The sequence below is a fragment of the Ignavibacteriales bacterium genome, from assembly GCA_016709155.1.
In the GTDB taxonomy this organism is placed as follows: Bacteria; Bacteroidota; Ignavibacteria; order Ignavibacteriales; family Ignavibacteriaceae; genus JADJEI01.
In genome coordinates this window covers 139,541-161,672 of record JADJEI010000001.1, presented here as the reverse complement: position 1 = coordinate 161,672, position 22,132 = coordinate 139,541, and the positions used below count along the sequence as shown (strand labels likewise).

Below are 22,132 nucleotides of genomic sequence, written 5' to 3'. Positions count from 1 at the left end.
CTTCCCCACATTCTTAACATTCTGCAAAACCAACTCCTTCACCCAGGGCAGGGGAGCATTCGTCCACCGCTGCAGACGTAACGTGAACATTGTACATTAATAATTGACCTTGAACCTGACCTTGACCTTGAACCTGACCTTGAACCTGAACCTGAACCTGAACCTGAGCCTTGTTTCCTGAGGGCTGTTGACCTACTCTATCTCCACTTCAACCTCCTCCCCTCCACTCATATCAAACCAAAAAATTATTTCCTCCCCGACACGCTTCGAATCATATTTCTTATTAACCCGGATTTTACTCCCTGCCCCTACCGAGAATGAAATACCTTTAATCTCATATTCATTTTGATTATGGATACTGTACTTATTCTTCGAAACAGGAATTACTTTTATTTTCTCCTTTGCAATTTGGTAATCCATAAAATCACGAATCGTGGTAATGTTTATTTTATGCCTGTCCCGGTACTTAGCTAACCTTGCTAACATTTTATCGAAATCTTCGTTAATGATGTAGGAAGTCCCGTTTTTTTCTATTATTCCATTATTATAACCTAGTTTATTTCCCACAAATGCGGGATAAAAATGTACAATATTTACTCCTCTGTCATTTACGAGCTCATTCAGTTTTTTCTCTCTATAAACATAGTTCCAGATCCAGCCGGGATAATGACCTGAACTTCTGAGTGTTCCCCATGAATAAAATTTCGGATTAATAGTATTATTCTGCCAATACACCGGTGCAGGTATATGCTCGCCGTCTTCACTTCTTAATAAATCATTATTTCCTATTATGCGATCAAGATAGCAGTGTAAAAAATCTATTATGTGTCCGCTCATAAATTTAGACTTCAGCGATCCGCAGTCGCTTTCTTTTTCAAATGAAGAATTCCAAAAATATTTCACACCATATTTATCCCAGTAATCGCTCATGTAATTTTCGGAATTGCTGTCTAATCCATCCGCTGAAAATGATTCACGATTACTAAATCCATCAGACATTCCATGATCTATCCATGTTGTAACATTAAAATTATTTTTAAGAAATGAAAATGCTGAATCCACAAGCCCTATTCTGTCATTGGATGGATCAATAGTATGAAAAGCAATTTCACACCTGCCGTACCCGTAAATCAGTTTTAGGAATTCAATATAACCGGGGTTATCAATTACAGCTAATTGTAAATCTTTTATACCGGAATTAAAGTCGAGGTTGTTTAACTTATCAACATTAGAAAAAAATACGCTCTTGGTTACAGGTATTTTATATTTAATAAACCCGCCGATTGCAGCTTTCGGATTATTTATTTGAGCGCTTCCAAAATAAACGGCTTTGTTGGTCTCTAATATCGTATTGTCTGCATGTTCAGTAAATATTAATGCTGATAAATACCCTGAGGGGTTTGTCATCAGCTTAGGATATGTGTCTAACTCATTTCCAAATAAAATAGAAAATTCTGAGATAACTGATTCTCCCTTTCTATATTTATTTGGCGATACATCCGTCCATTTACCACTGCCATTTTTTATTATATGAATACCTGGATGATCCATATAATAATCTGAATTAAGCCATATCTCATTTCTTTCAACTTCAACCTGCATCGAAGATAACGAACCGCCGTCTAAAATATATTTCCCGGATCCTTCACCACACTCGATTAATCCGCGCTTACCTATCCAGTATTCATCAGCATCAAATTTGTTTTCGATCAATCCATTTTTCTTAGTGAAACTGTTTATCCGACGGGAGGGTAATAATATCAACGCCGATCTATTTAGCTTTATTTCACTATTAAATAATGTCTCTGATATAATTTTCAAGGTTTTACTTTCCGCGATCCATTTTATTGTTAAAACAGTCTTCTGGATTTCCCCCGCACATTTTATTACTAACGTGCTGCTGTCTGAATAGGTAACTATAAACTTAGATAAAATTTCTTCAGAATGTTTACCTTTCCTGTCCTTGTAATTAATATAGTAAAAGAATTCTGAAGCATTATTTTCTTTATTGTACTTTAAGAATAATCCGCCCTCCTTAGTTAGACCTATTGAGTAATCGGCACAGGTAATTTTTTTAAGCGGCTGATTTAATTGATTTCTTTCTAATTCTAAAAAGGGTAAAAATGTTGCAGGTGTATCATCCTTAATAAATACACCATAAATTGTATAGACCACCCCTGCCAAAATGATTAACAAAACTGCTAATATAATTCTGTATTTCCGGGATTGATATTTTTTATACATCTAAATCAACTTCTATTCTACGCCGCGAAATGCCTAATTTTCACTAATACTAAATCCGTTCAAATCAGCCTGCCCCTATGGGATAATTTTTTAATTTATAATTGATAATTTTTAATTGATAATTTTAATTGATAATTTTTAATTTATAATTGTCTGTCCCTTTGGGATCATTTATCCTCAGTCAATACGAATACATTATATAATAAAAATACACCCCGCCTATAATTACCTGATACGCTAGCCAGGGTTTTAATACAGATGCTTTACTTTCCTGATTAAAGACAATCAAAAACGCCGTTACAATAAGCGGAAGCATATGCCTTTCCGATGGAAGCCTGTTTAATGAAAACCCAATTGCCAGAGCAGTGTACAATAGATACAGCAGTTTTGATTTGTCATCAATTATCTTTTTAAAGAAAATTATAAACGATGCCATACCTGAAAAACAAAAGATGTTTTTAGGATAAGGTATAAAACACTGCTAAAATCATTAACCTTTGATAAAAAATTAAAAGTTATCCCTGTTATTCCGCCTTCAGTTGGCTGACTGACCCAAACCGGAAAAGCAAACACCGCAAGGAAAACACTGACAACTAATAAGATTATTAAAACAACCACTTTTATTTCTTTAATATTAAAAGCCATATACGGCAGCAATACTGCACCTAATGTTACTAACACACCGGTTAGACCGCTTAAACCATTCACAGGTAATATGAATGGCAGCAAAAAATAGGACACATTTAATAAAGATTCTAAACTTACTTTCAACTTAAACTCTTTGTACATTAAATAACCCGCATAAAACACAAATACAATTAAATAGAACTGCTGACATAATACAGCCGCCGCAAGACTTAGTCCTGCAAAGAAAACTCTTCCATTGCCTTTTTTTTGAATCAAATAAATGAAAAGCAAAAAGAACATCAATCCGTAAATGGACATAAAAAATGCAAAGAGGGCTTAAGAAAATATGGATAGAAAAATAAAATCAGGGCAGGGAAGATGAGTCTGTTTTTCTTTTCATCGCAAAGCCGTATAAAAATAAATAATGCAATTAACGATACCAGTATGTTAAATAATCGTGCGGCAAAAAGTGTTGGGGTAATATTTAATATCTTTAACGGTTCCGATACAATTAGATAGGGCAGGGGTGTACTTGCCGATTTGTAACCAGCCCCATTAATTGCCGTTATTAAATCATTATCCAAAAAGCTCTGTACAGTGGGTAAATGAGATTCTCTCTCATCTATATGTGCATTTAACGTAACTAATGAAACAACACCAAAAGTTGCATAAAGAATAATTATTACAAGTATTTCTAATCTAAACTTCTGATTCATCTTTCTGATTTTTTATCTGCATTTTTATCTTTTTCCCCTTCGATAGACTCAGGGCAGGCTTTTAATCTTTTATCTTGAATTAACCTTTTTCCTTTATGTCCTCCCCTCCCGCCACCTCTGCTGCTTCATACATTATTGCGGGACTTTTATCTTATTTAAACCTTTCCTGATACTCTGGGTTTTCTTTCATCACTTTCACACTCTCCGGATAATTTTCTATAAACCAAACCATAAAAGCAGTTACATCAATTTTATCAGCGAGCATTTTCATTCTGCGTTTCTGCCACTCTTCCTTTAGATTGGGCATAGAGAGAAGTTCATCTATTTTTTGAAATAATTTTTCAGGTTCTGAAGTTTTTATTCCGTAAGTAAGTCCGTATTTGTGTTCTAATTCTTCAAGATAGCTTAGCTTTCCAACAAAATCATTAAACCTGATTGAAGGTACACCAAGCACCGCAGCTTCTGCTGCCATTGTTTGGCTATCGCCAATGTATAAGAAAGAAAAATTTAATGCATCATGAATTTTAAGTGGATCTATTGAAATCCTATATTTTGCGAACCGCTTTGGAAGATCTTTTTCCGAGGAAATGTAAACCCTTCCATATTGACTAAGCAACGAAATTATTTTTTCAGCAATTTCGGAACTAATTCCACTTTTTCCTACATCGTGATGCGCTGCCAATGCAGAGAATCTAATTATAAAATATTTACTAACGTTGTTCGAAGTTAATTCGATAATATTATTCAGATTCGGTTGAAAAAACTCAGGCGTTAAATACGCCAACTCATGATAACCACTATAAGTAATAGATTTACTCTCAAAATGTAAAGTTCTACAGCAAGCAGGGGATAATATATTATTAGCGAATGGGTAACCGATCCTCACAGAATTATATACTACATCAAAATCATCTTCATTCACTATGATGGATTTTATCCCAAGCAATTTGCCGATGTGAGCAATAATGATTGAAGTGCCAACTATTAAATCCGGTCTTTCTTTTTTAAGAACTTTGTACAAGCCAAATTCTTTCTGAACAAATTCAGAACTTAGGGATAAGATTGAGTTTGATTTTCTCAGTGAATCTATTTTCACAAATTTAAAATTATATTCACGATCGTTTTCTAATAAGTATTTTAATACATCTTTATCGTTATAGGTAATCAAGACATTATTATCTACTTGCAAAGCTTTTATAATATTCTTAAATAAATGATAATGGGCAGGATGAGCCAGGTGAAAACAGATTTTTTTCATCTAAATATTCTATGGATTCTATATGTAAAAGCATGCTTAAAGGATGGGGTGGAATTATATGTGGCTTCTTCATCCGAATTGTTCATTCTTTTGAAATTACCGGATTCGATTAAATTAAGTGCTTCTATCATCGCTTTACCCGCAATTTTATAATTTTTATTTACTATGCTTTTAAATGTATCTCCCGTACAATTTCAAATTTCTTTTGAACTATAATATCACCAGAATCAATTCCCGCATTTACAAAATGAATTGATACACCGGTTTCTTTTTCATCATTGTATAATACCCAAAAAGGAGTTAGCCTTCCTCTGTTTTTAGGTAACAATGCATTATGACGATTAAGTACACCTATTTTTGGGATACTTAAAAAATCAGATTTTAGAATATGCTGTGACTGATTAATTATCACATCAGGTGACAAGCCCCTAAGCTCATTTAAGAATATTTTATCATTTGGTGATTTTATCACAAAGGTTTTAATCCCTTTTTGTTTAGCATATCCTATGATTGAGGGTGTTTTAATAAAAGGGATTTTATTTGAAAGAAACTTTCTAATTTTGAATGAAATAGTAATAAGAGAATTAGAGAGGAAGAAAAAGGGTCCCATTATTAATAATAAACTGATCAGGTAAGTAAACTTAGATCTATGTTTATTAATCTTCATTCTATCGCCCGATGCAACTGCTAAACCAACAATATCATTTTTACGCGCATCTATTATTTCCTTAAAGAAGGGAATTGTATAAAGAGGGTCATCCATTGTTACAATAAAAATTCTCATAGGTAACCTTTGGTTTGACAGTATTCTTTGAGCGGTAATGAGTTAAAATTATGAGATTGAAAATAAATGATTAAATTTTCATAAATCGGGACACAACTATTACCAAGGTTTTTAATTTTCAATCTTCCTCTTAGTACATCTTTTAAAAAATAAGAGATTGTATTTGAAGCCCTTCTCTTGATTACCCTAACATCGCTTGATTCATCAATGAATTCGTTTGGGTGAATATCGAATACCATTGGTTTTTCGTTCAACATTGATTCAATATTAATTATCCTTTTTTGTATGAAAGTCAATGTTTGAAATATTCGCATAGTAGTGCTTGTAAAAGGCAGTAATAATGCAGATAGAGGTACTTCGATAATTGAACTATTTCCTTTTTTAAAAAGATTATCTTTTGCAGTTCTATAAGGCAGCCTGGGTGCAGTCAACCATTTTAATTTATTTAATCCCCCAAAAGATAAAAACATGTCAAACCTCTGTGAAGCAACAGAGGAATCAATCTTAAAACCTGTTTCTTCCAGTGCAATTGGGGTATGTTGATTTACTCTTAATGCAGGCGCTCGAAATGAAATTACTTCCTGACCGGAAATATCTTCGAGTAATTGTTTGGATTTTTTTAAATGCTCGATCTGTTTATTTAAAGGTAACACATCAAAAGCTTCAGCAACTTTGTGAGAATACCCATGTGAAGCAACTTCGTGACCGTATGGTAACACCATTCTTACAACCTCTGGAAATTTTTCTGCCATGTAACCGGTAAAAAAAAAAGTTGTTTTATATTTAACTTTTTATAAATATCTAAAAGGATAGGCATTCCCTCAGCAACAACTTTTTCCCTGTTTCATATCTTAAATCATTGAACCAGATAGAATGATCTTCAACATCATTTGTAAAAGTGCGTATTTCTTTTTCATCTTAATTTGATGTATGACAGCTAAGGCAGTGAACATCCATGCATTTGACCAGCGCATGAATGATGTTTTATCTTTTTTATAACCATAATTTCTAAAATAAAAAAATCCTGCTTTATTCTGCATATTCTTAATCATGTAATCTGCAACTTTTAAAGCAATATCCTTATCCCCAAATCTGGTTAATGTTAATATTGATTGTGCTCCTGCAGTACAGTCAATTGGATATTTTTTGTTATTGTAAAACTTAGGTGCTCCATCCTCTTCAAAAACGTTGTTTATGTAGAATTCATAACCGCGCTTAATATTTTCGTCATAGCTTTTATCATTAGAATGATTGCGGTATTCGTCAAGGCAGTCCAGTATATATCCTGTGTGATAGTTATCTACCCATTTACCTGCATCCTTTTTAGAATAGAACCATGAGCCATCAGCATTCTGATCTTTAATAACAAACTCAACTGCATTCTTTGCAGTTTCAATAATTGTGTCTCTTTCGTAATTGAATAGACCTGTGATAATATTCTAACGCCTTTCATACTTGCATTATAAACTATTTGTTTATCAGAAGGGGAGTAGGAGAAGCAAAATGGATGATGGATAAGGGATGATGGATGATGGTTTCCAGAATAAGTGCGATTTAAATCTTTTAATACAAAGTTAGCTGAGCTTATAAGTAGTTCTTTTGCTTTTTGATTTCCGGTAATGCTGTAACAGATAAAAAGTGCATTAGTAATAAAGCCTGTTGCAACCACTGTAGGTGTAAATGCAGGTATGTTTGCATTCTTGCCTCCCAATCAAAATCATAACCCCAGCAGCTTCCCGAAAACCCTTTTGACTGCAATCGTTCTAACTCACTAATTAAAAACTCAATCTTTGCTAATTTGACATTCCGGACGTTTTGAATTTTGAATTTTCTTTGCAGTAACGGAAGCAACCTTGCAGCATCAATCCCAATGTAACGGGATTATAACCTTTAGGAATAAATAACAATGGTCTTAAATTAATAGGAGATCGTTTAACCGCTTGCTGTGCAGCAAATCTTATAAACTTATTTGATCTAAAAAATGGCAGCTTAAACAAAGGAGAAGAAAGTGCATCATAAGGATCCCACCCACGGTAGTTCTCTTTTTCAATATATCTTAGCAGCCTGCCCAAAGCTTCATTTAATAAATCCATTGCGATTAAAATTTTATGACTGATCTTGTTTTGATTGCCTCAATCACCTTAAAAGTTGCAAGACTGCTTAGATACAACTCATTAAATGGAATAGGAGAGGGAGTCCGTCTTTAATTGATTTAATAAACGCATCAACTTCTGCAGCATGTCCTTTATCCTGCTTCTTCATTTTTATTGTATGTGATTTACTCCCTAATATTTTTAGTTCTTTAAAATCATCAACAATCATTACCTGCCCGCCGCAAAATACCTCAAGATATTCTTTAGCTAAGGATTTGTCACCATTGGAAAAATAAGAAATGTTTGCAATACTGCCGTCCGCAAATTTTAAGCTGATAGAAATAGTATCCATCAAGTTGTCTGCTGTTTCCATTACATCACCTGAAACTGAAACTATCGGCGCACCGGCAACGAACATACAAAGATCTATAAAATGACAAACCTCACCTATAATTCTTCCGCCGCCAATTTCATTATCCTGCACCCAATGTTCTTTTGGAATTGTACCTGCATTTATTCTGTAATTAATTGCTTTTGGCAGTACGCTGCTTATTTCACTTTTTAACCTAACAATCAAGGGTGCAAACCTTCTATTATAGCCAACCATCAACCTTGAATTTATAATTTTCCATTGGGCAGTGAAATTTTGAATTTATAATTTCTAATCCTTCTTCATTCATAGCAAGCGGCTTTTCTACAAATACATTTTTACCTGCCTCTAAAACCTTAATAACATTTTCAGCATGCAGATTATGTCTGGTTGCAATAAAAATTGTATTAACATTTTCATCATTTATAACCTCATCCGCATTTCCCGTTGCAGAATTAAATCCATACTTACCAGCAATATTTTTTGAAGTATGACTACGGGACGTGGCAACACTGATAAATTCGCATTTGCCCTTAAGATTAGGCAGTAGAAAATTCTGTGCAAAACTTCCTGCGCCAATAAAACCGATTTTAGGAGTTAGTGGGTGGTATGTAGTAGGTTGTTGGTAGATGGCCGTAAGTAGTTTGCTCTTCATTATGCTTCCTGTTCCGTCGTCTGCATACTGAGCGTGCACCCTGAGCAAAGGAAGGGCGTGCACCTTTTCATTTCTCGTTTCACTTGTAACTTTTATCTTTTTACTTTTTGGCTCTGCATCCCTTTGGGAATCTTTTATCTTATAGTCAAGAACCACCCCCACAAACTGCTCTTCTTTTTTCAGTATCATATCATAAGCAGAAGCAGCTTTTTCAAAATCATAAACGTGTGTAATTAAATCCTGCATCTTAAGCTTACCGGAATCCAGCAGTTCAATATATGCCTGCATATTCCGGTTCTCAGTCCATCTTACATAACCGATCGGGTAGTCTATTCCTTTTTCTTCGTAATCAGAATCATATCTGCCCGGTCCATAGCTTGAGGACATTTTTAACTCAAGTTCTTTTTTATAATAATGCTCTCGTGTAAATCCGGTTGGTACTGCTCCAACTATTATCACTTTACCTTTGCGTCTGCATAATCGCCCTGCAAGTTCAACAGGATCATTTGAGGCTGTGCCTGCAGTAATTATAACTGCATCTGTACCATAACCTTTAGTAAGTTCGTAGATCGTTTTCTCAATATCATTCCTGTTGCGGGTAAAAGATTTCCCGATTCCAATTTTATTTGCTAACCCAACCTGTCGTTCTTCAACATCAATACCGATAGGGAAGACACCTGCAGCATTTAACATTTGCAAAGTTAATTGACCGATTAATCCTAATCCAATTACTACACAGTTTTCACCTAATCTAAGGTCTGCCTGCCTGATACCCTGGAGTGCAATTGATGCTACTGTTGTAAAAGCTGCTAACTTAATATCTGTGGGGGAGGGGAGTTTAACACATAAATTACGCGGTACAGAAACATATTCCGAGTGTACTGCACCTGCACCACCGCAGGCTACAAAATCACCTACCTTAATATCATTTATTTTATCGCCAATATTTATTACTTCACCGGCGACAAGTGTAACCTAATGGCGAAGGAGCATCCAGTTTGTTCATTACCATTTGATATGTTTGTGTAATACCCTGAGTTTTAACAGATTCAAATACTTGCTTAACCTCCTTTTGTCTTGCCATTGCTTTACCAATGTATCCAAGGCGTGCATCCTTAACCGTTTTTCCTTCTGTACCTGCACTTATAACAGAATAATAATTTCTTACTAATATTTTATTATTGTCCAATGCAGGTAATGGTACCTCAAGCAATTCCATTTTTCCGTCTTTAAGATTTTGGACAAGTTGAATCATAGTAGTATAAAATTTTTAATGCTTAGTTAAAATCAAAATAATATGCTAAAATAATTAAATGACCACTCGTTTTCTTATTTTAATTAAAAAATTTTAACGGTTAGGAGATTATTGAATGATTGAGTGAATATCGTTATAAATCGGGATATATGCTTCGTTGGGTTACTTAGTGGAGATAGTTTTTGTAAACCGTTGAAACGGTTCATAACTCTTAGAATTACTATTCTCAACGGATTAATCCCGTTGAGAACTAAATACAAAAAATTATTAGTCATTGTTTTAACGGTTTGAATTATTATTTTTGAAGGGAAAGAAGTTAACTAAAACTTTACTGTTTCTTTACATTTTTTAATTCTAAATTATGCCAAAGGCATCACTTTGTGATAAATTAAAGTCAATTATAAATTGAAAATTATAACAAAGGTATTACTATAGGGAAATTATAACTTTAATTATAATAGATTTTTAGTAAAATTATTTAAAGTAAATCATAGGTATATATATGACTATCAGTATTGAAAAGCAACAGAAATTTATTGAATTAAGAGCTGAAGGATTATCATTTGATGTGATTGCGAAGAAGGTAAATGTGAGTAAACCAACATTAATTAAATGGAGCAAGGAGTTAAAAGATAAAATTGAAGAGGTTACGCAAATTATTGAGGAGCAGTTCATATCAGAGCAGCGAATTAAAAATGTAGTCAGGGCTCAAAAAATCTCAGAGGAACTTGACAGAGCATACGAAGCATTGAGAAAAACAGATTATGAGAATATGAAGAAAAAAGATCTGATCAATATTATAAAAGTTCTTGAAGAAAATTTAAAACTAAAAACGCAAGAGAAGAAAGAACAAGAAGGTGAGGATATTAAAATTCACGTAACAAGAAATATAATAGGTCCAGAAGATACTTTATCAAATATTCCGTGAAAGTATAGAGGGGAAAGATAGAGAATAAACTTAGATACTTTTGGTAGCAGATTAGATACGGAGATTTTAGCGCTTAAAGTTTTTCCTAAAGTTGAATTTGCATTGAATAAATCTCAAGTTTTATGAAAGATTAAGCACAGAAATATTTATTAAGGTTTAGTGTTAGCTGTTTCATTGATTCTGTTATGTTTTTTTTATTTCTTTTCAGCCCAAATGATTCTATGAAAACCTATCAAGCTAGCGATAAATCGTTCTACCTTAGGAAATTTACCCCCAAGGAAGTGTGCTTTTTAATTTTTGTAATTTTAAAACCAGTTTTTCGAATAACTTGATAACTGCTTGCTTAGATAGTATAAAAGCTATGGCACAATCTGGCCCATCTGTACAATGATGCGGGAATTCTTTCCAACTCATATACCTGCCACCAATTTTCTTAAAGTTGAAAATATGAGCTTTCCAAACACCTTTGCTTTTTATGCCAAAATAATTTTTAATGATTTCAATTATAAGTCTTATCCTGAAAAGCAATTGAATTCTAATCCAATAATTAAAAGATTCTTTAGCATATAACATTATTATGATTTCACCATTTTTTCTTAAAACTCTATTAATTTCATTAAAAGCACTAACCATATTGGGTGTATGATGAAGAACACCATGTGAGTAAACTAAATCAAATGCCTCATTTGGAAAGTCTAATTTCTCAGCATTACCTTGTATAATATTTCCTGCTAAACCCTTTAAGTTAAAATGTATTTTTGTCGCTTCAACTGCCTCATTAGTGAGATCAACACCTGTATAGGTTTTAGATTTTCTTGCCCAATTTATTCCATCAGCACCAATGCCTAAACCAATTTCTAAAACATCTTTGCCAGCAGCACAGTCAAAATTAATATATAAGGGTAAGTGATGTGTTTTCTTGTATCGAAAAACAGTGTACTCTTCAAAAACTCTTTTGAAGGAAATTTCGATTTTACAAAGCGATTCCCGCATAAATTTTTATCCCAAAAATCTTTTACTTGTTCAATATCTTTTTCAATCATATGTAAATGTAATACAAATTTTAATTGTTAAAATTAATAAGCTATCTATTAATAAATATCTTATACCACATCTGAAATGAAACTATTGAATAAATCAAAGCAGAGTTATCTTCTGAGCCATCTATATGGTTTTTGATAATGCGTTTAATATTATCAACTGAAAAGTTTTTAATTTCATTTAACATTTCATAATCAATTAAAGAATTTATTTTATCTTCACTACTAAAAATACTTCTTAGAGGCATTCCAAAACCTGATTTTCTTCTTTTTATAATATAATCAGGTAAATACTGTGATGCCATATCCTTTAATATTCGTTTACCTCTGCCCGATGCACTTAGTTTATAAGAACGGGGAAGTGAATATGCAAACTCAACAAGTCGGTAATCTAAAAGGGGACACGCCCTTCAATAGAGTTTGCCATGCACATTCGATCTATGTAGTGCAGATTTTTCACCAGGAAATTATTCAATTCAAAAGCAGAGATGTTATCAAAGGGATCATTATCATTTCCAAAATATTTTCTGAACACTTCTAAAGGATTATTATTGGGCGATGAATAAACAGACATTGAATTTTCAAGGTCACCAACTATGTTATAAAAACCATATCTAAGGGGATTGTTAATATATCTTCCAAATTTTTGGAGATAACGCTTATATGCTTTTAATGATCCTTGCCCCGCTTTTAAGTTACTTAATAAACTTCCGCTTAAGGATTTTAAGAACTGCGGTAAATTATCAAAATAACTTGCCATTAAAGTAAGCTGATGACCTGCATATCCTAAAAATAGTTCATCTGCGCCCATACCGGAAAGCAATACTTTAGTTCGTTTTGAAGCTTCACGTGTAATTAGGTACGATGGAATCTGTGATCCATCTGCGATGAGATCATCCGAATAGTATAATGTTTTATTAATTATATCAACATTAAGCTCCTCATTACCAATATCAATTGGAATAAGATTCAATGAATATTCCTTTGCAAGTTTTTCTGCATAATGATAATCGGATGTGGAACCTCATTTTTAAGGTCCTCTTTAGACTTCCTTGCGGCATAATGTATTATATCAGTATGATCTTTTAAGTGGTAAACTATTATAGAAGAATCTAAACCACCTGAAAAGAAAGTCCCTAACGGTACGTCGGACATCAATTGTGCTCTAATAGCTTTGCCCGTCAAATCACTTAATAGATCCTTTGCATCCTCATAATGCATTTTCGAATATTCGGATTTCTTTTTAAGCTGCCAGTATGATTTAATGATCAATTCAAAAGATTTCAAATCAAGAGTAATATAATTACCGGGCTGCAACCGATAAACATTCGAAAGCAAAGTATTGTTTTCCGGTACATACTTAAAAATAAAATACTCATTCAAACTTTGTTCTGAAATTTTCTTTTCAACTCCTGCAGCAAATATTGCTTTGATTTCAGAAGCAAATATAAATTCATTTTCATTTCTATAATAGTAAAGTGGTTTTACCCTAGCCTGTCTCTGAAAAGGAATATCTTTTCCAATCGTTTATCATAAATTGATAAAGCGAAATCGCCGTTAAGCTCATTAATAAAATCTAAACCAAGCTTCTGATACAGTTTTAATATAGTTTCGGTATCAGAGTTTGAAATAAACTTTTCATCCTTAAGACAATTTAATCTAAGTTCATTATGGTTATAAATCTCACCATTAAATATTAAAATAATTTCCTGATCTGATGATGACATAGGCTGGTTAGCCTTGGCGGATAGATCAACAATACTTAGACGTGTATGACCTAAGTAAATATGTTTGTTATAGGATTGGTGTGAAAAAGAAGAATTATTGTCGGGACCTCTGTGCTTTAGAGTTAATAACTCTCTATCAAATGATTTAGGATTATTGCCTATGTATCCGAATATGCCGCACATATTTAATAATTATTTTCTTAATATTTCTTCAAATATACTAATTATTCTCGAAGCCACTATTTTCGCTGAGAAATTGTTCCGTGCATAAGTAAAATTATAAGACCCTATTTCCAGCATATTTTTCTGTTATTGCTAAGTTTGATGAGTTTCTCCGTGATATCAGGTATATTTTTACATCAATAAAATATCCATTTTACCGTTTTCAAAAATATCCGGAATACCGCCAACAGGAGTTGTTAATATAGGTAAACCGCAAGCCATCGCTTCCAAGAACTGAATTCGGCATACCCTCACTATAAGTCGGAAATAAATAAATATGAGCATCAAGATAAGTATCTATTTTTTTTTGCCCATTTACAAAACCTAAAAAACACACCATTAATTTTTTTATCAATAACATATTTTTTGCATTTATTATTTCATTGCCGTCACCTGGCAACGATAAGTTTATATTTTAGATTGCTTGAAAGGATAGCAGCAAAGGCATCAATAGCTTCAAAAATTCCTTTCTCTTTTTCTATTCGAGAAAGTAAAAGTATATTAATTGACTCCGGGATGGTTTCATATTTGTCTAATATAATATTTAATGTTGCTGCATTTTCTATTTCATCATCAACTGTAGTGGTTTCCAAATAAATATTCTTTTTATAACCCCAATTTAATAACCTTTGTTTATTGTCTTTTGATAATTCTATCAGAGCGTCGGCTTTAAAGAATATGAATTTGAATAGTGAGAAACTTTTACCTTCTAAATTGCTTGCAAAACTATAATCCCAGCCTCTAATAAAAACAATCACTTTTTATTTAATAACTTACAGAATATTACAAATAGACCATCTCTGAATAATGCAAGCGAAGAAAGGAGGTAGTAGTTTGAACTAGTTCAATTTTTCTTTTCTTATTACAATGAAAAATTTAATAAGATCAGTTATTCACGCCAAACTTCAAAGAATACATTTTGCCTATTAGGCCAATTACGTTCGCCACGCTGTAAATAGAAGATGTTTGATTGCAGGTGTTTTCTTAAAGTAAAATAATAATTATTTATCCCGCCACGAGCATCTTTACCAGGCACCAGAATGAGAATATTTTTGTTAAACAATCAGGTCTTTCAAATTCTGATTTGAATAGAGGGAAATTATTTCTTCCAAGCTATATTTAGAATTTACCATACTCAAATGTTTTTCTAAATCGGAGCCGGTAAATCTGCATCGAATAGGTTTACAAGGTATTCCCGCTGACACTGAATACGGTAAGATGTCTTTACTAACAATTGATCCAGCACCGATTACAGAACCTTCTCTAATTGTAACGCCTTTCAATATAATAGCTCTTGTTCCTATCCAGACATCATCTTCAATAGTACTGGGCAAATTTATACCACCTTCCTTAACCTGACGCATCGGCTTACCAACGTATGAAAAATTATGATCACCACCTCGTATCATAACTTCCGGCCCAAACATTACATTATTTCCTATTGTCACCTTTACATTCCCGGCAACCGTACTTCCATCTCCTATAAATACATCATTCCCAATAAAAATTTCTTACGGTTATAGAATGAAACATTTGGTCCAAATTTTAAGTTGTTACCGGCTTTCCCCAAAGATCTTTTTATTATTAAAATTTTCAATGGCATAAAACATTTAGTAAAAATCTTAATAAACGATGAAAATTTTTATTTGACAGCATTATTTACGTTCCGATAAAATTATAAAACAATTGACCATTTATGTCAGGGTTAAAATATTTTTCACAAATAATTCTCCCTGAATTTCCTATCTCCGCAGCTTTTACCTTCACTACGCCAGTAAGGATTAATATGACTTCATTGTTATCATCAACGAGTTTTTTAAATGCATGAATTAAAAAGATAACGCCATCCTTACACCATAAGTACCGGAGTATAAAATCTTAATTTGTTTATTCACGTATGTGTTTTTATTAAAATTATTTGGCTGAGCACTAATAGGAAGAAGTAAAACCGGAAAATTATCTGGCACTAACTTTTATATTTTGTTAATAAATATTCTGAAATAACCACTATGAAATCAGCAAATTTGGAAACTTTTTTCCCCAATATACTATTTGACCAGTTTTTTATTCTTCGAATAAAAGTAACTTTTTCTTGACTAAAAGAAAAATCTTCAACATAATCCACAATGATTTTATAATTCCATAATCTTGCAAAGATTATAATTAATATATTTTCAAATGTAATACCACTATAAACGTAAAGATAGTTTTTATCCTTTTTAGGATTATCATATAGAAGTTTAATAAAAAGAGCGAGAGAAACCGGTAAGAATAAAAAATTAAGAATTTTAATATCGAAATGATATAAACACTTATAAACCGTCTGATTAAAATGCCCGATCTTTTGTTATTACTAAATAATATAACCTGACAATTATATCCAGCTTTATTTAAATAAGTAATCAGGTGATCTATTCTTTTGGTTGATGCATATCCTGTAGGATATTGAAAGCTGCCGGTGAAAATAATATTCTTAGATTTCATACACCATTCAACAATTTTAAATCTTTATATATCTTCCTTCATACATTCAAAGTTAAATAACTTATTTAAACAGATGATTAAGTCTTTTAGAAATAAAGAATCCATCAAATTGATATAATTTACCAGTTTTATTATCCTGAAAACCAGGCTCTATACCGCAAATTTCAAATCCTAAAGTATCTAAGTAATTAATCATTTCAAGATAATTACTTGAGCCACCATATAGTGGCTGGAATGACAATTCAATTTGGATACAATTTATTTTATCTATTGACTGTTGGGCTCCTTCTAAAATCCGTTTTTCAAATCCTTGTGCATCTAATTTTAATAGTATTGATTCATTGCTCAATTTAAGAGAAGCGTAAATTGAATCCAGTTTTTTATAACTACCTCTTCACTTGAAAAAAACTTTGATTTGTTTTCAATATCACAATGCACCTCTGTAATAGATAAAAATGAACTGCTATCATAATTTTCACTTATATTGATCATAGCAGTTTTATCAACATCACCCAATGCGTAATTATAAACTACCCATTTCGAATCTCGAATTGCATTTTTTTTAGTTCATTAAATGAATGCTTAATTGGTTCAAAAGATATTATCCTTTCATTATAACCAATATTACGCATTAATATCCCATACCCCCCGGTACTTGCCCCAACATCCAATACTGTGTCAATACTACAAGTGTTGAGCAACTTGATACGTCGATCCAAATCACGGGTGGATATTTATTAATTATTAGTCCATATTTTTTTTAATATATTATTTATGAAATTTGACATAATTTTTTATTATTCCCCAATAATAGATATTATTATTTCTCTTATTCTGTTAACATTTTTAACTGAGAACTTTTCTAAATAGCTCTCATAGGCTTTCTCTCCGATCTGAATTCTTTCTTTAGTTGTTAATCCTTTTGTAAAATTTACTTTTCTAGCTAAATCTTCTGAAGAGAATGTTTTAAATAGAAATCCATTTTCTCCATCCTTGATTATTTCTTCAATTCCCGGTAAGTCTGAAGCGATTGCTATTTTCTTTTCGTCACCAAAAGCCTCAATAATTGGTCTTGGGAAATGTTCTCGAATAGCGGGGAATATCAGTCCTTGTGATAGTTCAAGATAATGAGGCACATCATTAGTAAAACCAATAATTATTGCATTCTCGGCATTTCTCAATTTATTCAATATTCTAATTCTTTTAGAATGGTATCTTTTAAAGAAATAGTTAATGATTTTTCCTTTCTTGTGATATTGTCATTAAAATATCCACAAAAAATAATACATATATTCTTATCAAGATACTTTAATGCATCAGTTATTACTTCAATGCCTTTAAGTATTGAATTTTCCTCCTAAATAGAGATAATAAGTAAAATTTTCATTCAACTCTCTTATTGATTCTTGCGTTTGAGAATTTTCAGGAGAATCAACAAAGTTATAAATCACTTTTGTCCTCTTATTTTCTAACCTTTTGCATTATCATGACTAATTGCAATGATATCATCACAAGCATAATTAAAAATCAAACTTATTAGTTTTTTACGTAATCCAAATATACCCTGAGCAATAGGTTCTCTGATGTGAACAAGATTTTTAATTTTTTGTCTTTTTGCGGCAAATGCAAAATCAGAAAGCACCGATGAATTTAGATATAACAAATCAGGGTTCCTTTTTTAAGGATACTTGGAGCAAATATGAAAGAGGAAAGTATCCAGGAGAAAAACACGCGTACGGCTCTTATAATTTGGTAGTATTTAATATTATTTGGAACTGTGTGAATAAAATACTTATAGAAATTTTCGTAAAAATACCCTTTAACTACTATACAATTTTATACTCAATTTTTCAAATAATTTTACAGCATCAGAATTTTTTTAAAAAAGTACTTGGATTTTTGTATTAGGTATATTAAGATATTTAATAATATAAAGAAGACTTACTGGGGCACCCCTAAACCAGCAGAAGGGTATAAAAAGTATTTTTTCATAATAAATTAATGAGTTATCTGGCTATAACTTTTATAAGCAGTTATATAAATAAAAAAGAGACATAAAAAAGGTTTTCCGAATATCCCTGAGAGAATCCATTTTCCAGCAAGTATTATCACCGAATAAAAAATCCATTCATTATTTATATTTTGAAATAATGCCCTTTTTCTTTAAGGAAATAAAAAATAAAACCGAAATAAGTAAAGAAACCTATAAGTCCAAAATTGTTTGACAAGTGCAGTAAATCCATTAACATCACGCTCGAATTCATCTCTTTCCACTCTTCCTTTACCAATTATTGATTTTTCATAATTGACTGAATGTCATAGTATGTACTTGCTAAACGGGTACGCTCGCTATAAGGGTTGCTATATAAACTAAACTCCGTGTACTGTGATTCGATTTTTTCCTAAGAACGGAAGCTGATAATAACTAAAGTATGATAAGAATATTATGAATGGTATCCAATGGCAATACTCCTGAAATTTCGTTTGGATAAAAGAATAATACTAAGATGAGGGGAAGCAATATGTATGAGCGAGAAAAAGGTGCTGAGTAAAGCTAAAATAAAAAATGATATTTTTTTATCAAACATTTTTTTAGTTTCAAAATTTAAGATAATAGCCACAACAAGAAATGTTGCAAATCCACCCGGTTCCAAAAAGGGTCCTGCATTACGCGGAGGGATCCAATTTAACCAGTAATCCGGTGTATAAAGTATAATATTTATGCGGAAATTATCAGGGTAAACCTCTAAACCTTTGAATACATTATAATATAATGAAGTTGTAATATTTGCAGCCGAAATAATGAAAGCGGTATATAAAAAGAAAAAAAACTGACAACTGCGAAAAAATAAATAATATTAACTACGTACTTACCAAACTCCTCGCCAATAACCCTAATAGTAAAATATGCAAAGAAAATACGTATGATATAGCCTACCATTAAACTCGATACAAAATCATCGGCAAAGAAAAAATGCAAAATGAATAAAGAAACAAAAATTGCTGAATAGAGGATTATGTATTTGTCTATTGATCTATTTATAGATAAAAATAATATGAAAGAATAAATAAATCCTGCAATTAAATATTCGTTTCCAAAGAAAAAGGGAATACTGCTTTGTGCTATCAATAGAAACAATAAGCTGTATTTATAAAACCGATTCATAAACCTTCATTAATTGTTTTGCAGTAATCTTGACGTTAAATAATTCCAAAGCTCTAATGTAACCATTTTTCTCCCATCCTTTTACATCTTTCCTTATCGGAACATAACCCATTAATTGCCCTTGCCAGGGACTCCGGATTATTTGGTTCAACCAACAAACCTGTTTCATTATTTAATTACTAATTCATCCATCCTGGTAAATCAGACGCAATCACAGGTTTGCCCATTGCACGGCTTCAATTATTGGTCTGGCGAAATGAGGAATAGTGGGGAAAGATAACAACATCAACAGATGCTATAACATTTTGAATATCATTAACGACCCCTAGGATTTGTACATTTTTAGAGCTTTTGCAATTTTTTAATTTTTTATGCATCTTACTAAATAACTGCTGGCTTGAATTTGAATCACTATAATACCCACACAAGATTATTTGAATATTACTATTTAAATATTTAAGTGCATCAACAAGGACATCGAATCCTTTAGCTTTGTGAATGCCTCCAAGAAAAAGTATTTTCTTAACCTTTTCATTTGACTGCTGACTATATTTCGAATAGTCAAAGTCATTAAAATTAATTGGGTTATAGACAACACTAGTTTTATTTGGCAAATTAACTCTTCGCATATTATCTGGACTGATTGCAATTATGTGATCACAATATTTTGAATAAATGTATCTAAGAAGATCTCTTCTAATTCCAAAGTAACCTCGGGCTAAAGGTTCACGAATATGAATAATCTTTTTTGCTTTCAAATTTCTACTTGCAATACACCAGTCGGTTAAAACGGAAGAATTAAAATGAATTATATCAGAATTCTCTTTTTCAAGTATCTTTTTTGAGTAATAAAAAGCAGATAATACCCAGGATATTATTCGTCGTGTCTGTGCAAATATCTGGTACCATTTATAAAATCCCGCTTCACTATGCCCATAATATTTATAGAAGTATTTGTAAATCCTTGATCCAAAATCTAATTTCAATATTTGCTTCCTTGAACAGATTAACAACATCACTTTCATAAATAAAAATTACCTTGAGTTTATAATTATAATTCTTAAGCTCCTTTAAAAAATATAATAAACTTAAAGGCGCTCCACCGATACCTTTTCCATGATGAACAAAAAGTATATTCATAACCTCCTATCCATATAAGACAAATTTTTCAGAATATAACAGATCTATTTGGTGCGGTTCAAGTAACTCCGAAATATAAATATTAGGGATAGGATATTTATACTCATACATAAATGGAAATACTCTTCCCGTCAAAAATCTTTTATCAATAAAAAATCCAAATACTTTTAATTTGAATGAAACCAAACTTCTTAACCATTGAAATTCTTCGAGAAATATTTCAAGATTACTAATATAGTGTATCTCTGCGAATGGAAGCTTCTTCTTTTGCCTGATTGTATAAACTATGAAAATTTTTACCCCATTAATAAGTACTGCTGCATATTTTAATTTGCTAAATCTTAAATGATCGCTCACTACTTTTTTTTCTGTGCCATCAATTTATCTGATTTAGATCTTCGCTTTTAGTGAATACTTTTATTTTTTGAATCAATAAATCCTTTAAACGAACCAATCGCTTAATGTTATAAAGTATGAATCTTCTAAATCCTTAAGTTTATGTGTTTCATTATTTATTATTCTTCGATAAAATAAATAACCTAAAAATCCTACAATCTTTCCATTATCTTCCAACAAATAGCCACAATGTTTTTCATCTGTCTGCCAAAAGTTATCAAATAATCTAATTAATTTACTTGTATTTTCCTGAACATTTAGGAATTTTTGTAAGAGTGGAAATATTCTTTGAAAATCTTCAGGGTATGTTTTGATATCTTAATTGCCAAAATTTTATCCTCTAAGTTCTTGATCATTAATTCCTCTATTGTTAAATGATCCGCAGGAATACGGTTTATACCGACTCTATAAAACAGATTAATCGAATCGTGGTATAATACTTCACAATCTAAATTTAGTGCTATTTTAATTGTATTCATATTCCAATCTATACTCTTACCATACGGTATTGCAAAAAAAGGACGGTAATTGTTATAAGAAGAAAGTATTTCAATATTCTTTATTAAATCTAATTTCTGCCACTCTTCATTCATCATTGAATAACGTTCGTGTGTATGGCCATGTAACCCTATATGGAATAATGATTGATCTAATTTCTCTATAAAGGATTCATTTATATATAAATCTAAATTGGGTTGAAATTCTTTTAAAAAATTTCTGAATATTTCCCTAAAGTGCTTATATTCAATTCTATTCAAAGTGTTGCGAATATTATTTACATTTTTTAGTAGAAATTCTGGAACAACCATACCATCTTCAGCATGTAATAAATATTTAATTATTTGATAACCATAACTTTCGTTGTTCAAATAAGCAGTATTGAGAAAGAATGTAGCAGGTAAATTATAACTGGTTAAGATTGGCACTATATCATATAATGTTTTATCGCCATCGTCAAAAGTTATTGCAGCATATTTAGCATACATTTTGTTTGTCTTTAATAATCTCAAATCCTTCTTGCAAAGTA

At 31.7% G+C, this 22,132-nt stretch carries 27 protein-coding genes and 2 pseudogenes; 2 read left to right on the top strand and 27 right to left on the bottom strand.

What is annotated here, in order from left to right; translation table 11 throughout:
* Nucleotides 1-192: 192 nt before the first annotated feature.
* From IPH11_00895 to IPH11_00850, 10 genes and pseudogenes are all read right to left on the bottom strand, one after another.
* Nucleotides 193-2,244: a hypothetical protein gene (locus IPH11_00895; GenBank protein MBK6912292.1), complete on the bottom strand. Its 2,052-nt coding sequence runs from the start codon at nt 2,242-2,244 to the stop codon at nt 193-195.
* Between the two features lie 420 nt (nt 2,245-2,664).
* The gene (locus tag IPH11_00890) at nt 2,665-3,189 is read right to left on the bottom strand and encodes a hypothetical protein (GenBank protein MBK6912291.1); all 525 of its coding nucleotides are present in this window, start codon (nt 3,187-3,189) and stop codon (nt 2,665-2,667) included.
* Nucleotides 3,171-3,587, bottom strand: a complete 417-nt coding sequence (locus IPH11_00885; GenBank protein MBK6912290.1) for a hypothetical protein — start codon at nt 3,585-3,587, stop codon at nt 3,171-3,173. The genes IPH11_00890 and IPH11_00885 overlap by 19 nt, the downstream gene beginning before the upstream one ends.
* Nucleotides 3,588-3,738: 151 nt before the next feature.
* A complete protein-coding gene (locus IPH11_00880; GenBank protein MBK6912289.1) occupies nt 3,739-4,845 on the bottom strand; it encodes a DUF354 domain-containing protein in 1,107 nt (368 codons plus the stop codon).
* A 163-nt stretch (nt 4,846-5,008) separates the two neighbouring features.
* Nucleotides 5,009-5,629, bottom strand: coding sequence for a hypothetical protein (locus IPH11_00875; protein ID MBK6912288.1), 621 nt, complete (start codon nt 5,627-5,629; stop codon nt 5,009-5,011).
* Nucleotides 5,626-6,381 (bottom strand): polysaccharide deacetylase family protein, encoded by a 756-nt coding sequence (locus tag IPH11_00870; GenBank protein MBK6912287.1) that lies wholly within the window; start codon nt 6,379-6,381, stop codon nt 5,626-5,628. Before IPH11_00870 ends, IPH11_00875 begins: the two co-directional genes overlap by 4 nt.
* A gap of 99 nt (nt 6,382-6,480) precedes the next feature.
* The gene (locus tag IPH11_00865; protein MBK6912286.1) at nt 6,481-6,681 is read right to left on the bottom strand and encodes a hypothetical protein; all 201 of its coding nucleotides are present in this window, start codon (nt 6,679-6,681) and stop codon (nt 6,481-6,483) included.
* A gap of 248 nt (nt 6,682-6,929) precedes the next feature.
* Nucleotides 6,930-7,340, bottom strand: a complete 411-nt coding sequence (locus IPH11_00860) for a hypothetical protein (GenBank protein MBK6912285.1) — start codon at nt 7,338-7,340, stop codon at nt 6,930-6,932.
* A gap of 82 nt (nt 7,341-7,422) precedes the next feature.
* On the bottom strand, nt 7,423-7,722 hold the full coding sequence (locus tag IPH11_00855) for a hypothetical protein (protein ID MBK6912284.1): 300 nt from the start codon (nt 7,720-7,722) through the stop codon (nt 7,423-7,425).
* A 5-nt stretch (nt 7,723-7,727) separates the two neighbouring features.
* Nucleotides 7,728-10,002, bottom strand: a pseudogene (locus tag IPH11_00850) (bi-domain-containing oxidoreductase).
* Nucleotides 10,003-10,504: 502 nt separating this feature from the next.
* Between IPH11_00850 and IPH11_00845 the strand changes: the two are divergent.
* A complete protein-coding gene (locus tag IPH11_00845; protein MBK6912283.1) occupies nt 10,505-10,930 on the top strand; it encodes a hypothetical protein in 426 nt (141 codons plus the stop codon).
* 267 nt (nt 10,931-11,197) lie between these two features.
* Here IPH11_00845 and IPH11_00840 read toward each other — a convergent pair whose 3' ends face one another.
* From IPH11_00840 to IPH11_00785, 12 genes and pseudogenes are all read right to left on the bottom strand, one after another.
* A complete protein-coding gene (locus IPH11_00840; protein MBK6912282.1) occupies nt 11,198-11,923 on the bottom strand; it encodes a class I SAM-dependent methyltransferase in 726 nt (241 codons plus the stop codon).
* A gap of 91 nt (nt 11,924-12,014) precedes the next feature.
* Nucleotides 12,015-12,374 (bottom strand): annotated as a pseudogene (locus IPH11_00835) (hypothetical protein).
* Nucleotides 12,362-12,943: an asparagine synthase gene (locus tag IPH11_00830; protein MBK6912281.1), complete on the bottom strand. Its 582-nt coding sequence runs from the start codon at nt 12,941-12,943 to the stop codon at nt 12,362-12,364. Before IPH11_00830 ends, IPH11_00835 begins: the two are co-directional and overlap by 13 nt.
* Nucleotides 12,940-13,353 (bottom strand): hypothetical protein, encoded by a 414-nt coding sequence (locus IPH11_00825; protein MBK6912280.1) that lies wholly within the window; start codon nt 13,351-13,353, stop codon nt 12,940-12,942. The genes IPH11_00830 and IPH11_00825 overlap by 4 nt, the downstream gene beginning before the upstream one ends.
* A gap of 101 nt (nt 13,354-13,454) precedes the next feature.
* Nucleotides 13,455-13,880: a hypothetical protein gene (locus IPH11_00820; protein MBK6912279.1), complete on the bottom strand. Its 426-nt coding sequence runs from the start codon at nt 13,878-13,880 to the stop codon at nt 13,455-13,457.
* A gap of 171 nt (nt 13,881-14,051) precedes the next feature.
* On the bottom strand, nt 14,052-14,141 hold the full coding sequence (locus IPH11_00815) for a hypothetical protein (GenBank protein MBK6912278.1): 90 nt from the start codon (nt 14,139-14,141) through the stop codon (nt 14,052-14,054).
* Between the two features lie 167 nt (nt 14,142-14,308).
* Nucleotides 14,309-14,677 carry a hypothetical protein gene (locus IPH11_00810; GenBank protein MBK6912277.1) on the bottom strand — a complete coding sequence of 123 codons (369 nt, stop codon included), beginning with the start codon at nt 14,675-14,677 and terminating at the stop codon, nt 14,309-14,311.
* A gap of 297 nt (nt 14,678-14,974) precedes the next feature.
* A complete protein-coding gene (locus IPH11_00805) occupies nt 14,975-15,346 on the bottom strand; it encodes an acyltransferase (protein ID MBK6912276.1) in 372 nt (123 codons plus the stop codon).
* 402 nt (nt 15,347-15,748) lie between these two features.
* Nucleotides 15,749-15,886 (bottom strand): hypothetical protein, encoded by a 138-nt coding sequence (locus tag IPH11_00800; protein MBK6912275.1) that lies wholly within the window; start codon nt 15,884-15,886, stop codon nt 15,749-15,751.
* Between the two features lie 578 nt (nt 15,887-16,464).
* Nucleotides 16,465-16,752, bottom strand: coding sequence for an FkbM family methyltransferase (locus IPH11_00795; protein MBK6912274.1), 288 nt, complete (start codon nt 16,750-16,752; stop codon nt 16,465-16,467).
* 448 nt (nt 16,753-17,200) lie between these two features.
* A complete protein-coding gene (locus IPH11_00790; protein ID MBK6912273.1) occupies nt 17,201-17,584 on the bottom strand; it encodes a glycosyltransferase in 384 nt (127 codons plus the stop codon).
* A 287-nt stretch (nt 17,585-17,871) separates the two neighbouring features.
* On the bottom strand, nt 17,872-18,066 hold the full coding sequence (locus IPH11_00785; protein ID MBK6912272.1) for a hypothetical protein: 195 nt from the start codon (nt 18,064-18,066) through the stop codon (nt 17,872-17,874).
* 863 nt (nt 18,067-18,929) lie between these two features.
* Here IPH11_00785 and IPH11_00780 point away from each other — a divergent pair.
* Complete coding sequence (locus IPH11_00780) at nt 18,930-19,100, top strand: hypothetical protein (protein ID MBK6912271.1); 171 nt, start codon at nt 18,930-18,932, stop codon at nt 19,098-19,100.
* Nucleotides 19,101-19,149: 49 nt separating this feature from the next.
* On the opposite strand, the gene IPH11_00775 is transcribed toward IPH11_00780, so the two are convergent.
* The 5 genes from IPH11_00775 to IPH11_00755 form a co-directional block, all read right to left on the bottom strand.
* Entirely contained in the window at nt 19,150-19,569 is a 420-nt protein-coding gene (locus tag IPH11_00775; GenBank protein ID MBK6912270.1) for a hypothetical protein, read from the bottom strand.
* Nucleotides 19,553-19,738: a hypothetical protein gene (locus IPH11_00770; protein ID MBK6912269.1), complete on the bottom strand. Its 186-nt coding sequence runs from the start codon at nt 19,736-19,738 to the stop codon at nt 19,553-19,555. Before IPH11_00770 ends, IPH11_00775 begins: the two co-directional genes overlap by 17 nt.
* A 67-nt stretch (nt 19,739-19,805) precedes the next feature.
* Nucleotides 19,806-20,555 carry a glycosyltransferase family 4 protein gene (locus IPH11_00765; protein MBK6912268.1) on the bottom strand — a complete coding sequence of 250 codons (750 nt, stop codon included), beginning with the start codon at nt 20,553-20,555 and terminating at the stop codon, nt 19,806-19,808.
* A gap of 160 nt (nt 20,556-20,715) precedes the next feature.
* On the bottom strand, nt 20,716-21,066 hold the full coding sequence (locus IPH11_00760; protein MBK6912267.1) for a hypothetical protein: 351 nt from the start codon (nt 21,064-21,066) through the stop codon (nt 20,716-20,718).
* Nucleotides 21,067-21,362: 296 nt separating this feature from the next.
* The gene (locus tag IPH11_00755; protein MBK6912266.1) at nt 21,363-22,091 is read right to left on the bottom strand and encodes a polysaccharide deacetylase family protein; all 729 of its coding nucleotides are present in this window, start codon (nt 22,089-22,091) and stop codon (nt 21,363-21,365) included.
* Nucleotides 22,092-22,132 lie beyond the last annotated feature (41 nt).